This window comes from Mesorhizobium sp., from assembly GCF_041661565.1.
Taxonomy (GTDB): domain Bacteria; phylum Pseudomonadota; class Alphaproteobacteria; order Rhizobiales; family Rhizobiaceae; genus Mesorhizobium.
On the sequence record NZ_JBAZUD010000131.1, the window covers coordinates 1 to 13,971 of the forward strand.

The 13,971-nt window shown below is 63.1% G+C and carries 12 protein-coding genes; 5 read left to right on the plus strand and 7 right to left on the minus strand.

Going from position 1 to position 13,971, the window contains the following annotated elements; all coding sequences use genetic code 11:
- Positions 1-145: 145 nt before the first annotated feature.
- On the minus strand, positions 146-919 hold the full coding sequence (locus WC739_RS19985; protein WP_372954751.1) for a response regulator: 774 nt from the start codon (positions 917-919) through the stop codon (positions 146-148).
- 45 nt (positions 920-964) lie between these two features.
- Between WC739_RS19985 and WC739_RS19990 the strand changes: the two genes are divergently transcribed.
- Positions 965-1,666, plus strand: coding sequence for a winged helix-turn-helix domain-containing protein (locus tag WC739_RS19990; RefSeq protein WP_372954752.1), 702 nt, complete (start codon positions 965-967; stop codon positions 1,664-1,666).
- 66 nt (positions 1,667-1,732) lie between these two features.
- On the opposite strand, the gene WC739_RS19995 is transcribed toward WC739_RS19990, so the two are convergent.
- Together WC739_RS19995 and WC739_RS20000 are read right to left on the minus strand one after the other, a co-directional pair.
- The gene (locus WC739_RS19995) at positions 1,733-1,900 is read right to left on the minus strand and encodes a hypothetical protein (RefSeq protein ID WP_372954753.1); all 168 of its coding nucleotides are present in this window, start codon (positions 1,898-1,900) and stop codon (positions 1,733-1,735) included.
- Between the two features lie 60 nt (positions 1,901-1,960).
- On the minus strand, positions 1,961-2,269 hold the full coding sequence (locus tag WC739_RS20000) for a hypothetical protein (protein WP_372954754.1): 309 nt from the start codon (positions 2,267-2,269) through the stop codon (positions 1,961-1,963).
- A gap of 282 nt (positions 2,270-2,551) precedes the next feature.
- Here WC739_RS20000 and WC739_RS20005 point away from each other — a divergent pair, with 282 nt between their 5' ends.
- Entirely contained in the window at positions 2,552-3,013 is a 462-nt protein-coding gene (locus WC739_RS20005) for a L,D-transpeptidase (protein ID WP_372954755.1), read from the plus strand.
- Positions 3,014-3,148: 135 nt separating this feature from the next.
- Here the strand turns inward: WC739_RS20005 and WC739_RS20010 are convergent, their stop codons facing one another.
- A complete protein-coding gene (locus WC739_RS20010; RefSeq protein WP_372954756.1) occupies positions 3,149-6,232 on the minus strand; it encodes an efflux RND transporter permease subunit in 3,084 nt (1,027 codons plus the stop codon).
- Complete coding sequence (locus tag WC739_RS20015; protein WP_372954757.1) at positions 6,229-7,548, minus strand: efflux RND transporter periplasmic adaptor subunit; 1,320 nt, start codon at positions 7,546-7,548, stop codon at positions 6,229-6,231. Before WC739_RS20015 ends, WC739_RS20010 begins: the two co-directional genes overlap by 4 nt.
- Before the next feature lie 145 nt (positions 7,549-7,693).
- Here WC739_RS20015 and WC739_RS20020 point away from each other — a divergent pair, with 145 nt between their 5' ends.
- Positions 7,694-8,260 (plus strand): TetR/AcrR family transcriptional regulator, encoded by a 567-nt coding sequence (locus tag WC739_RS20020; protein ID WP_372954758.1) that lies wholly within the window; start codon positions 7,694-7,696, stop codon positions 8,258-8,260.
- Between the two features lie 41 nt (positions 8,261-8,301).
- Here the strand turns inward: WC739_RS20020 and WC739_RS20025 are convergent, their stop codons facing one another.
- On the minus strand, positions 8,302-9,087 hold the full coding sequence (locus WC739_RS20025; protein ID WP_372954759.1) for a hypothetical protein: 786 nt from the start codon (positions 9,085-9,087) through the stop codon (positions 8,302-8,304).
- A gap of 318 nt (positions 9,088-9,405) precedes the next feature.
- On the opposite strand from WC739_RS20025, the gene WC739_RS20030 reads away from it, so the two are divergent.
- Both WC739_RS20030 and WC739_RS20035 read left to right on the plus strand, forming a co-directional pair.
- Entirely contained in the window at positions 9,406-10,404 is a 999-nt protein-coding gene (locus WC739_RS20030; protein ID WP_372954760.1) for a Bug family tripartite tricarboxylate transporter substrate binding protein, read from the plus strand.
- A gap of 20 nt (positions 10,405-10,424) precedes the next feature.
- Positions 10,425-12,404, plus strand: a complete 1,980-nt coding sequence (locus WC739_RS20035; protein ID WP_372954761.1) for a tripartite tricarboxylate transporter permease — start codon at positions 10,425-10,427, stop codon at positions 12,402-12,404.
- 3 nt (positions 12,405-12,407) lie between these two features.
- On the opposite strand, the gene WC739_RS20040 is transcribed toward WC739_RS20035, so the two are convergent.
- On the minus strand, positions 12,408-13,865 hold the full coding sequence (locus WC739_RS20040) for a class I adenylate-forming enzyme family protein (RefSeq protein WP_372954762.1): 1,458 nt from the start codon (positions 13,863-13,865) through the stop codon (positions 12,408-12,410).
- Positions 13,866-13,971: the final 106 nt, after the last annotated feature.

Genomic DNA, 13,971 nt, shown 5'->3' on the forward strand with positions numbered 1-13,971 from the left:
AACGACGCGCACGGCGGCCATCGCCGCGCCCTGCCGGGTGCCCTGCATCTCCGTGCCCGCTGGTTCAGCGCTCATTCTGGCCGTCATTCCAGGTCATGCCACTTCAATCGGCGCCAAATGCGTCAACCCGCACCACGCTCGGTGCTCAGTTGCCGTCGCCGGTCGGCAGCGAGAAGATATAGCCTTCGCCGCGCACTGTGCGCAGGAATTTTGGATTGGCGGGATCCGCCTCGATTTTCTTGCGCAGGCGCATGATGCGAATGTCGACGGCGCGCGATGATTCCGGGTCCTCCGTGAAACCGATCGCCTCGGAGATCGCGGCGCGCGTCAGCAACCGGTTAGCCCGGGTCAGGAAAACTTCCAGGACGTCGAATTCGCTTTTGGCCATGTCGATCACCGTGCCATTGGCGCCGGTCACAAGCCGGCCGTCGAGATCGGCCAGGAACGGACCGAAAGCCAGGGAACGACGGTCAGTCTTCGCCTTTTTCTGCAGCGGCTCGGTCGGTTGCGGCACGCGACGCAGCACGCTGCGGACCCGGGCCAGCACCTCGCGCAATTCATAGGGTTTGACGATGTAGTCGTCGGCGCCGAGTTCCAACCCGACGATGCGGTCGAGCGCGGTGCCGGCGGCGGTCGCGTAGATGATGCCGACCGGAAGTTTCGAACGCAGCCAGCGGCCGAGCGAAAGGCCGTCCTCGCCCGGCATGGCGATGTCGAGGATGGCCAGGTGGAAGGACTGCGTCTCAAGCAGCGCGCGGGCGGCGGCGGCGCTTTCAGCGGTGACCGTGTCATAGCCGGCGGCGCCAAGATATTCGGCCACCGCGTCCCTCAGGTCGGGCTCATCCTCGACGATGATAATCCTTGCCCGCACGATAGCCTCGCTCCCACTTTCAGTGGAAAGTAGATTGGGTATAAACATGATGTCCAGCACTCATATCCGGTTGCCAGGGAACGGTTTGAAAACATGGCCGCACGATCCGTTATCGCGCTTGTTTCGGTGGCCGAGGTGGTGGCGACCGAGCTGGCCGATCATCTCGAGCGGCGTGGTCACGATGTGCGCCAGGCGCGCCAGCCATGGGAAGCCGAATCGCTGCTGTCGGGAAAGGGCATCGACGTCGTCGTCGTTGGCGACAGTGTCAGCCAGGCGGAAGGGCGCGACCTGTTGAGGCGTTATGGCGGCCAGGGCGAGGGTGGCCAGGCCGGACCGGATTTCATCCTGATCTGCCGGCCGGCCGATCTCGTCGACAAAGTGCTGGCCTTGGAGCTTGGGGCGGCGGATGTCGTCGAGAGCCCACTCAATGTCAGGGAACTGGCCGCCCGCGTCGGCGGCCTGGTGTCGCGACGCGGCAGGGGCATCCAGGAATTGATCGTGCTGGAGAACGCCACGGTCGACCTGAGATCGGCCATGGTCATGCATCGTTCCGGCACCGAAGAGCAGCTTTCGCCCGGGCAGGTGGCGTTGCTCAGGCTGTTCCTGGCCAGTCCGCGCAAGGTGCTCACTCGCGACGACATCATCGCCGCGGCGCCGGCCGAAAACGCCGACGCGTTCGATCGCTCCATCGATTCGCGCATCGTGCGGCTGCGCCGCAAGCTCGACACCGAGACGATCACCACCATACGTGGCGCCGGCTATCGGTTCGATCCGCCGCTGCAGTTCACGGACTGACGGCCCGACGCGCGATCGATCGTTCTGGCCGAGCATCGGATTCCCGTCCGCCGAGGCCGCCGACGCTCAGCGCACCACCAGCAGCGATGGGCCCGAGGGCATATCATTGCCGATGGTCAGTTCGCTTGCCTGAGCGCGGTCCCTCAAGAGCACGGTGGCAAGGCCGGCAAAGCCAAGCAGGCCCTGTGCATAGAGCAGCGCGGAAAGCACCGAAGCGGCGAATTTCGTTTTCATCGTTTCAAATCCCCAGAATGGCGTTCTTCAAGATGGACGGGTCGAGCGTCGATTCAGGGGTTACCCCCCGAAGGGCCCGCGCCGCTCACGGAGCCCCCCGTCGCGGCGCGGGCCTTCGGTCCTCTCGGCAGCAAGTTTGCCGGAGGGGCCGCGCAATCCCGTCAGCTTCAGGCCGACCCGCCAGAGGGCCTTCAGCCGGGCAATGCGCAGGCTGGAACCGATCCAGACCATGGCGAGAAACAGGGCGGCATGTGCTTCGAGATCCGAGATGCCAAGACAGGACGTCCGGTGTCGGCGCCCTGTCTCGTTGCCGTCTGTTTCGTTGCGCCAACTGTGCTTGCGGTGCGTATCCGGATCATGCCGCTCCATGCCGCGCTTTGTTGCCGACTGGTTTCGATATCGAATGGCACTCTTTCATATGAGGGCAAATCGCACTTTCGTTCGTGGCGATCCCCGTGCTCATCATAGCTTGTGAACTGGAGCAGTGCTGTTCGGTTGCAGCCAGTCCTAGCCAGAAGGGAAGATATTGTTAACTTCGGGAAACATTTACGAAACAGAAACGCGCATCTACCGAAATCGATTCGAAACATGCCGCAACGATAAGGCGGTCATCGAATTGGCGCCGGCTGGGGCCGGCAGAGAGAGGACATCATGCGCACCACCATTGTCACCAGGCTCATCAACGTCGCCGCCGCCGCCCTGACAGGGGCAGCGCTGCTGTTCGGCACCGGCGCGGGCGTCGCCCACGCCGCCAACAAGATCGTAGCGACGGTCTCGCTTTCGCAGCAGGTCATGGAGGTTTCGGTGGATGGCCGGCCGACCTTCGCCTGGAGGGTCTCCACCGGGGACAGGGCGCATGTGACGCCGACCGGCTCGTTCAAGCCGACACGCATGCACGAGATGTGGTATTCGAAGAAATACGACAACGCGCCGATGCCGCACTCGGTCTTCTTCAGCGGCGGCTACGCGGTTCACGCGACCTACGCGATCAAGCGCCTCGGCCAGCCGGCCTCGCATGGCTGCGTGCGGCTGCATCCCGACAATGCCGCCGACTTCTACCAGCTCGTCGAAACGTTCGGCCCGGCCAACACCAGCATCCTGATCGTAAAGTAGCAGCCTGAACGCGCCGTATCGCAAGGCGACGTCAGGCAGGCCGATAGCTTTCCGTTATCGGCAGCGCCGAGCACGCCAGACCGGTGGTGCCGCGCACAAAAAAGAGGCCGGAAACTCCGGCCTCTTTTTTTTGTTTCAGTCCTGCAGCGCGGGCATCAGTTTCGGATCCGGCTTCTCCGCGTGATGCGGCAGGTCCTTGCTGGCGATGAAGGTGTAGAACATCGGCACGACGAACAGCGTGAACATGGTGCCGACCAGGATGCCGGTGAAGATGACCAAGCCCATCGAATAGCGAGCCGCCGCACCGGCGCCGCTGGACGTGATCAGCGGCACGACGCCAAGCGCCATCGCCGCCGTCGTCATCAGGATCGGCCGCAGGCGAACCTTGGCCGACGCGATGATGGCATCACGTCGTCTCATGCCATGCTTTTCGCGCTGCTGGTTGGCAAACTCGACCAGCAGGATGCCGTGCTTGGTAATCAGGCCGATCAGCGTGATCAGGCCGACCTGGGTGTAGATGTTCAGCGTGCCGAGGCCGAGATTGAGCGGCACGATCGCGCCGAAGATGGACAGCGGCACCGCCATCATGATGATCAGCGGGTCGCGGAAGCTTTCGAACTGCGCCGCCAGCACCAGGTAGATGACGACCACCGCGGCCGCAAAGGCGATGAGGATGGTGTTGCCCTGTTCCTTCTCCTGCCGCGACTGGCCGGAATAATCGATGAAGAACGTATCGGGCAGGTTCTCCTTGGCGATGTCCTCGAGCGCCTTCAGCCCGTCGCCGGTGGTGACGCCGGGCAGCGGCAACGCTGAGATGGTCGCCGAGTTGAGCTGGTTGAACTGCTCGATGGCGGCCGGCGACGCGTTGGTCGAGATCTTCACCACCGCCGACAGCGGAACCATTTCGCCCGTGACGCTGCGCACAAAATACTGGCCAAGCTTTTCGGGATTGTCGCGAAACTCCTGCGGCACCTGCGGAATGATGTCGTAGCTGTTGGAGTCGCGGTCGAACTGCGCCACTTCGGCGCCGCCGACAAGCAAGGTCAGCGTCCGCCCGATATCGGCGATCGGCAGGTTCAGCGCCGCGGCGCGGTCGCGGTCGATGGTCACCGTCACCTGCGGGGCGTCATAGGCCATCGAGTTCTGCACGACGATGAAGCGGCCGGAGGCCTGCGCCTTGTTCTTGATCTGCTCGGCCGCCTCGTAGACTTCGGAGGAATCGCCGGTCGAGCGCACCACCATGGCGATGGGCAGGCCGCCGCCCGAGCCGGGCAGCGTCGGAGGCGCGAAGACGAAGGCCTGGACCCCCGCCACCTTGGCGATACGCGCGGTGATGTCGGCCTGCAATTCCTTCGAGTTGCGCTTGCGTTCGGCCCAGTCCTTGAAGGCGAAGCCGACAAAGGCGCTGTTCGTGGTTCCGCCGAAGGCGACGGCCGAGAACTGCGCTCGCGTTTCGGGAATGTCCTTCACCAGGCCGAGGATCTGGTTGACGTAGGTTTCGGTATAATCGGAGGTCGCATAGCGCGGCGCGGTCACGATCGAGAGCAGGAAGCCCTGGTCTTCTTCCGGCGCCAGTTCGCTCGACGTCTTGGTGAACATGAAGCCGGTGACCCCGACAAGCGCGAGCACGATGATCAGCGTCAGCGGACGATAGTTCAGTGACCCGGTGACGGCCCGCTCGTAAACGTGCTCGACCCGTGCGAAGGCGCCATCGACGATGCGCTGGAAACGACCGGGCGTGCCAGCTTTCAAGAGGCGCGCCGACATCATCGGGGTGATGGTGATGGCGATGATGCCCGACAGCACCACCGAGCCGGCAAGCGTAACGGCGAACTCGCGAAACAGGGCGCCGGTCAGGCCGCCCGTAAAGGCCAGCGGCGCGAACACGGCGGCCAGCGTCATGGTCATGGCGACGATGGCCGAGGCGATTTCGCGCATGCCGCTGAACGCCGCCTGCATCGGCGACATATGGTCTTCCTCCATGTGCCGGTGGATGTTCTCCACGACCACGATGGCGTCGTCGACGACGAGGCCGATGGCCAGAACCATGGCCAGCAGCGACAGAAGGTTGATCGAATATCCCACCGCGAACAGCAGGAAGCAGACGCCGATCAACGACAGCGGGATGGTGATGATCGGCATCATGACCGATCGGAAAGAGCCGAGGAACAACAGGATGACGACGATGACGATGGCCACCGCCTCGGCGATGGTCTTGAACACCTCCTCGATCGAGGCGCTGATCTGCCCGGTGGCGTCGTAGACGACCTCGATCGTCATACCCTTGGGCAATGTCTGCTGGATCTGCGGTACCAGCTTGGTAAGCGCGGCGGCCGTGGTCAGAGGATTGGCGGCCGGCGTCGGGAAGATGGCGAGGAAGGTGCCCGGCTTGCCGTTGAACGACACCCTGGTGTCGGTGTTGGCGGCGGCGAGTTCGACGCGCGCCACGTCGCGCAACCGCACCACATTGCCGTCCGTCGAGCGCAGCGGGAGTTCGGCGAAAGCCTCTGGCGTCTGCAATGTCGAGCGCACGGTGACGGAGGAGACGACATACTCGTTCTGGGTGTTGCCGGGCGCCGACAGGAAGTTGGAATTGTTGATGGCGGTCAGCACTTCCGCCGCCGTCACGCCGCGTGCGGCAAGCCGGATCGGATCGATCCAGACGCGCATCGAGTATTCCTGGGCGCCGAAGATCTGCACGTCGGCAACGCCTTCGACCGTGGACATGCGCGGCCGGATGACGCGCTCGATATATTCGGTCAGCTGCTCCTTCGTCATGTTGGGGTTCTGCATCGAGATGTACATCATCGCGAATTGCTGGCCGGTGCCCTTGACGATGACCGGATCCTTGGAGGCTTCCGGCAAGGTGCCGCGCACGCCCTGGACCTTGGACAGCACCTCGGTCAGCGCGACGTCGGGGTTGGACCCGAGTTTCATCTGCACGGTGACGGTGCTGGACGAGGGACGGCTGGATGAGGTGACGTAGTCGATGTTCTCGGTCGAGGCGACGGCGCGTGCGATGGGGGCGGAAATGAAGCCCTGGATGAGGTCGGCGCTGGCGCCGGGATAGGCCGTGGTGATGGTGATCGCGGTTTCGTCGACCTTCGGATATTGCCGGATCGACAGGTTGAAGATGCCCTGGAAACCCAAGAGCAGGATCATGCAGGCGAGCACCGTCGACAGAACGGGCCGGCGGATGAAGAGATCGGAAAAGCTCATTGCTGGTCGGCCTGCTTGTTTGCCGATTTGGACGGATCGATCGTGTTGTCGACAGTGACGGAAATGCCGTTGAAGAGCCGGTTCTGGCCGGCTGTGACGACCTCGTCACCGGCCTTGAGCCCTTCGACGATCTCGACCATGCCCTGGTTGCGGCGGCCGGGCTTGACGAACACCTGCGACAAGACCAACGCTGGCTGGTCCGCCCCCGCCGGCTTGGCCGGGTCGGTGGCGTTGTCGGCCGGTTTGGCGGCATCGGTGGCGGGCTTGGCTGCATCGGCCGCCGGTTTCATCGCATCTGCCGGCTTGGCATCGGCGGGTTTGTCGGCTGCCGGCGCGGCGGGCTTTTCCTCCGGCTTGGCTGTTTGCGCCGCGGGCGCCTCGGCGGGCTTCGCCGGCAGCACCACGAAGATGTAGTCGCCATAGAGGCTCGTCGTCAGCGCGGTCTGCGGCAAGGTCAGCACGTTCTGCTCTTCCGGCAGCTCAACCCGCACCTGGACGAACTGGCCGGGGGTCAGCTTCCCTTCGGGGTTGGCAACCTCGGCGCGGACATTCACCAGCCGGCTGGACGAGTCGATCTTGGGATCGATGCCGCGGATGGCGCCAGCAAATGGCATATCCGCGCCGCCGAAGCCCAGCCGGACCGTCTGGCCGATCTTGAGCAGCGGTAGCTGCTGCTCGGGCACCGAGAAATCGACCCGCATCGTGTCGAGATCCTGCAGCGTCACCACGGCGGTGCCGGGCGCCAGATACTGGCCGATATCGATTTTGGGAATGCCCACCGTGCCGCCGAAAGGCGCGGTCAATTGCTTCTGGTCGAGCACCGCCTGCAGCTTGGTGACCTGGGAGGCCGAAGCCGAGGCCGCGGCGCGCGCCGTGTCCAGCGTCGAGTCGGAGCCGACGCCACGCTTTGTCAGTTCGATGGCGCGGGCCAGCGATGTCTGATCGAGCGCGGCCTGCGCCTTCTGCGCGTCGAGATCGGCGCGCTCGACAGCATCGTCGAGCTGCAGCAGGACCGCATTGTCCGCCACCTTCTGGTTGGCGTGGAAAAGGATCTCCTTGACAATGCCATTGGTCTCGACCGTCAGGTCAACGCCACGAACCGCCTTGACCGTGCCGATCGCCTCGATGCCGGGCGTCCAGGTCGACGGCTTGGCAATGATCGTCGACACCGTGGCCGCCGGCGGTTTCATGGTGGCGAAATACTGCTTGATCATGCCGTCGCGGAAGTAGTTGAACCAGACGATGCCACCGACGAGGGCGGTGAGCACGAGCAGGACGACAACGATCAGAAAGATACGGAGTAAGCGCTTGAACAAGGAGGTCCCCTCAGTGGAAATCCGGCGCAAGGCGCGGATATCGGGACACATATCGGCCGCGCGTCCCGATTTCAAATGGTGGCGGTCTTACTGTACCGTCTGGACGGTCTTGTCAATTGGGCCTAAGCTTGCGATGGGAGGCCCGATGAAAGCCCAACGAAAGAACTCGCGCGAGAAGATCCTCGCGGCGGCGGCCGACGTCGCCCGCGAATCCGGGCCTGGCAGCCTGTCACTGGAGGCCGTTGCCAGCCGTGCCGGTGTTTCGAAGGGTGGGTTGCTCTACAATTTCCCGACCAAGGCCAAATTGATGCAGGCGCTTGTCGAGGGCTATCTGCGCGACTTTGGACAAGCGCTGGAGGTCGCCGGCAGCAAGGACAAGGGTTCAAATCCGCTCGCCGTCTACATCAGGCTGTCGGCCGAGCATTGCGAGGACAAGCAGCCCTCGGCTTCGTGGATATTCTCGGCGATGGCCGAGGACCCGGATTTCATGACGCCGATAAAGACCTTCAAGCAGCAGCTTTTCGAACGGTTGAAGGGCGAGACGCCGGACATCAAGGCGCTGCTGATCTGCTATCTCGCCATCGAGGGGCTGCGCAGCATGAGCCTGTTCGATTCGGATGTGCTGTCGAAGGACGAGCGCAAGTTGCTGGTATCGTCGCTGCTTGAGATCGCCGCCTCGACGCCGGTCCGCGACGATATCCGTCAAGGCTGATCCTGCCAGCCATTGTTCTCGAGCCCTGATGTTTGACCCTGTCAAAGGTCCTTGACCAGGCGGCCTTCATCGCCGCCCAGATAGGTCTCCCACACGTAATCGGAAATCAGCCGTCCGTACTGCTGGGTCTTGACCAGTTTCCTGTAGGAGGCGCCGCCGACGTGAAAGAAGGCTCCGCCCAGCATGCGGTGGTCCGCTTCTATCCCGCTTAGGGAAAGTTCGGCCGTCGTTTTTTGCACGTTGGAAATGTCGTCTTCGCCGAGCCGGTTGTAGAGCACCGCCCAATTTCCGCCACCCGTGTCCATTCCTTCGAAAAAGCGAGGGTTGAAGTCCATATCCAGCGCCTCCACGGCGCTGAAGCGGAAGAAGCAGTAACCCGCCCACAGGAACCATGCGTCTTGGCCTGGCGCTGGACCTTGCTTGGCGCCATGCACGACCTTGCCCTCCATCGTTTGCGGGATGTCCACGGGGGCGACTGGAAAGCAGTCATGGTCCAGAAATCCGAAAAGTTCAGGACGCAGCGGTCGAACGATGTTGTGGAAGATCCAGTTCATGGAAGTTCCGTGCGACCGGTTGGGATGCTGTTCCCTGTTTCGGGGCAAGGCGAAATAGGCAACCCTTCTGGTCCGGCAGATGTCCGCAATGCGAACCCTGGCCGATTGATCGGACGAATTGTCGACGACCACCAGCGTCATTCCGGACGAATACAGCTGCCAGGCACGGATAAGTGCGTCGATGACCCAGGGAGTGTTGAAGGCAATAGCGAAGCAGAAGCGCCGGGAGCCGCTGCGCCGCAATTCCTCCGCGAATGCCAGCCCCTGGGGCACGCCGCGCGCGCGGAAATCGCGCTCAAGCAGGGCATTGCGAAAACCCTTGGCTTTTCTGACAGGCCAGCTCCGGTTCAGCAGATCGACAAGACCCTTGGTCGGCTTCCAACCCATGCAATTCCGCCAGGCTTCGACGTGAAACTACCCGTTCCATAGGACGAAGGCTGTTGTCTCACAACCCCGGTCACAAAACGCGAAGATGTTGTCCTTCGAAGCGTGTCGAGCCGCCAATGCGGCATTCCACAGCCAATGCCGCCGCGGCGCTATCAATCCAGCCATGGTGGCGCTAGAACGGCTCGGGGTCCATACGGGGTTACTATGTCGGCTATGCTCTTTCGCGCGTTGCGCGCCATTTCCGTCGTTGTTGCCGGTTTGGCATTTGCCGTTTGCGCACAGGCAACCGAATTCAAGACGGTCACGATCAAGGTCGGCTATGGCCCGGGCGGCGGCTATGACCAGACCTCCAGGATCATCGCGCGTCACATCGGCCGCTACCTGGCCGGCAATCCGGATATCGTCGTGCAGAATGTTCCGGGCGGCGGCAGCCTCAAGCTCACCAAGATGGTGCTGGGCAGCGAGCCGGCCGATGGGAGCGTCGTCGCCGCGGTGAGCGAGGCCATGTCCTACGCACCGGTCCTCGATCCGGCCAACGCGAACTTCGACCCGCTTGCCCTCCAGTGGATCGGTTCGCTCGTCAACGAGCCAGCCTATTGCGTGACGACCAAGAGCTCAGGCATCGACACGATAGACAAGTTCCTGCAGTCCGATTTCCTGATCGGCTCGACCGGCAAGAGCAGCGTCACCTATATTTTCGCGGCGATGGTCAAGAACGGACTCAACGCCAGGTTCAAGGTGGTCACCGGCTTCGACGGCACCGCCGACATTCAACTCGCGATGCAACGAGGCGAAATCGCCGGAATGTGCGGTGTCTCCAGTTACAACATCTCCGGAAATCGCGACACGCTGAACCTCATCGGAACATTCGGGCCAGGCACGGTTCGCGGCGAAGAAAAGCTTGAAAGGTTCACGGCCAGGATCGAGGATCCCAAGGTCCAAGAGGCGGCCACTCTCATCGAATCGACCTTGCATTTCCATCACCCCCTGGTTGCCCCGCCGGGAACGCCCAAGGATGCCGTCGAAGCCTTTCGCACCGCCTATGGGCAGATGGTCAAGGATCCGGAATTCCTGGCCGACATCGGCAAGCTTGGCGAGATGAGCGTCAACGCCACCAGCGGCGAAGACATAAGCCAGCTTGTCTGGCAGCAGCAGGCGGTCGGCCCGGACGTGTTCGAGGCCGCCAGAAATCTGGTGAAGTAGACCTCGGGCGAGACTCAGGCGTGGATCTGATCCTCACGGCAATCGTCGAGATGGCACAGCCATTTCGCATGCTCATGCTCGTGGCCGGTGTTTTCGCCGGCCTCGTCGTCGGCGTGGTCCCCGGCATTGGCGGCCTGTTCGCGATGGCCCTGCTGATCCCCATGACCTACAACATGGATGCCTATTCCGCCTTTGCGCTGCTGCTTGGCATGGGCTCGGTCAACACAACTTCGGACACCATACCGGCCATCCTTTTCGGGGTGCCGGGTTCGGTCGGCGCGGCGGCAACGGTGCTGGACGGCCATGCCATGGCCAAGAAGGGCGAGGCCGCGCGCGCCTTCGGTGCGTCCTATTCGGCGTCGATGATTGGCGGGGTGTTCGGCGCGCTGGTGCTTGCCGCGGCGATTCCGGTGATGCAGCCGCTGGTCCTGTACCTGAAGACGCCTGACTTCTTCGCGATCTGCGCCTTCGGCCTCTCCATCGTCGCGATGCTGGCGGGGAGCCAACCCCTGAAGGGACTGGCGGCGGCCATGTTCGGCATGCTGGCCTCCTTCGTCGGCATCGACCAGATCGCCGGCATCGACCGGTGGACCTTCGGCCAAATCTACCTCTGGGACGGCCTGCCGGTTGCCCTTGTGTTTCTCGGGCTGTTCGGCCTGCCCGAACTGGCATCGCTTCTCCTGCGCGGTTCCATCCAGGGCAATGCGGAGAAGCCGACCTACGCGGGCATGTGGCAAGGCATACTGGACACGCTTCGCGAGTGGCCCCTGGTCTTGAAATGCAGCACCATCGGCTCGCTGCTGGGCGCCGTTCCAGGCGTCGGCATCGCGGTTCTGGACTGGATCGCCTATGGCTATGCGTCGCGCCGGCCAGGTTCCGGACCGAAGTTCGGCGAGGGCAACGTCAGGGGCGTCATTGCCCCCGAAAGCGCCAACAACGCCAAGGAAGGCGGGTCGCTCATTCCAACGATCGCCTTCGGCGTGCCGGGTTCGGCTTCGATGAGCATTCTTCTTGGCGCCTTTGTCGTGCATGGGCTGGTCCCCGGCCCCGACATGCTGGGCAAGAATGCGGCGCTCACCATGTCCATGGTGTTCAGCATTGCCGTGGCCAACATAGTGGGCGCGGTCACCTGCCTTGTCCTGACCCGGCCGCTGGCCCGCGTCGCGCAAGTCTCGGCGGCGATACTGGTGCCGCTGGTGGTGACCTTCATCGTGGTGGGCGCCTACCAGACCAATATGAGCGCTTTCGACTTTGTGCTGGTCATCGGGATTGGTGCCGTCGGAATGGCGATGAAGGAACTCAATTGGCCGCGCTCGGCCTTCTCGCTGGGCTTCGTGCTTGGTCCGAGCCTCGAGAACTACTTCTTTCTCGCCTATCAGATTTCCGGCTGGTCATGGCTCGCCCAGCCGCTGGTGCTGATCTTGCTTGGACTGGCGGTGGTCGGCGTCGTCAGGCAGACATTGTCTTGGATCAGGGCCAGGAACGCCGGGAGACCATTGCCGCCGGCGCTGCCCGATATCATCGCAGGCGCCGCGATGACCCTTTTGGCTCTCGCGGCTCTGGTGACCGCGGCAATCGGCTTTCCCTTCGAGGCCGCTATCTTTCCGATGATCACGGCTGGATTGCTGGCGGTTTTTTCGCTGGTGACGACGGTGCAGACAACGCTGAGATGGCGAAAGCGGACGCCATCCGCGCCCTTGTCGGCAACGTCTCCGGGGACCCCGGGCGAATGGTCGCCGGCCACGCAACCCACCATGAAGGGCAATCTCGGCATTATCGGCCTCTGCCTTGCCCTGGCGGTTCTGATCCTGTTGGTCGGGCATCTGGCCGCGACCTTCATTTTCGTCGCCGGCAGCATCATGGTGCTTGGCTCGAAATCATGGCGGTCGCCCCTGGTGATCGCGGCGGCGACGACGGTGTTTGTCTATTCGGTTTTCGACATGCTGGCGTCTCAGCCCTGGCCGGAGCCGTGGCTTGCCGGCATCCGACAGTTTCTCTGAGGTCTATGTATGCGCCAGCGTTGCCACCAGTTGGCGACGCAACAGCTTGCCTGTCTCGCTGTAGGGCAGCGACGCGACGAGCCTGATCTCGCGCGGCCGCCGGTCGGATGTGATGTTGGCGCGCAGGAAAGCCTGGAATTCGTCGATGGTCCCGTGTTCGGAGACAATGAACACGGCGATTTCCTGTCCCAAGGTGTCGTTGGGGAAGCCGGCCACGGCGACATCCTGGACCTTGGAATGGGTGCGGATCAGCTTTTCAAGTTCCTGTGGCGCGACGCTGACGCCGCCTCGAACGATCATGTCGGATTCGCGATCGACGATTGTCAGGAACCCCTCCGCGTCCAGAAAGCCGATATCGCCGGGGATGCCCCAATCGGTGCCCATGATCTGCGGATCGACGAAAAGCCGGTTGCCCGGCATCAGCACGGCGGACGCCATGGTCGGCGTCCGGGCCTTGATCAGCCCTCGTTCACCATGCTCCAGCACCTGGCCATCGGCGCCGAGGATTTCGACCTGGACGCCCGCTACCGGACGGCCGGCACTTTCCGGTTTGGCCATGATGTCCGGTCCCGACAGTGCGGATATTATCCCGGTGAGGCTCGACGAGTAGCTTATCCGATATCCCGGCGAAAGGTATCGGTAGGCTGCGATCTTGTCCTCGCCCCTGGCCGGCCCGCCTATGCTGTAGAGGACCGCGAGGTCGGCAAGAAGGGGGCTGCTCCGCGGGCCGACCTCCTTGACCATCCGGGCAATGACCGACGGCGCCAGCGCGGTGCCGCTTGCCTGGAACGACAGCAATGCCTCGATGAGCTCCGACGGCGTGAACAAGGGAGGGAAGAAGCGGACGACGCCGCCGTAGAGCAGGTAGCCCAAGACCTGATGGCGCATCGCAGAATAGGACAGGGCCATGGGCGTCAAAAAGCGTTTGGCGGTTCCCTCCATCATGCCGCGGCGCGCCGCGACGCGCCTGGAAAGTGCCTCGTGCGATTGCGAATAGGCCTTGGGGTCGCCGGTGGTGCCGGATGAGAAGATCAGGAACGCCGGACTGGAATCGTCCATCGGAGCATCGAAGCCCGGCACGGAAACCGATTTCCAGCGGGGATCGAACAGGGCGTTTGGATAGATCTCGTCGCCCGGCATGGCACGGCTTTCGAAGATCATTTTCAGGCCGAAGTCGCGTGCCTGCCGCGCACGCTGGCTTCGAGGCGTGCGGAAGTCGATCACGACCGGGGTGGCGCTGAGTTTCCAGCAGGCAAGCATGGAGAGCACCACATCGATGTTGTCGACCATGGCCAGACCGACGCGATCGCCGCGTCCTATACCCGATGCGCTGAAATTGGCGGCAAGATGCCCGATCTCGGTCAGGGCCTGTCGATAGGTGATCCGCGACCGGTCGCTGACCATGGCCATGCGATCGCCATGGGCGGCGAAAGCCTCCAGAATCTGCTTTCCAAAACTCATTGCCGATACGGCACTTCGCTGGCTGCCGCGCCTCGCGCGGAAAGGAAAGCGATGATCTCCCCGTCGATCAACTCCATGTTGGCCACACGGAACTTGTCGTGCGTGC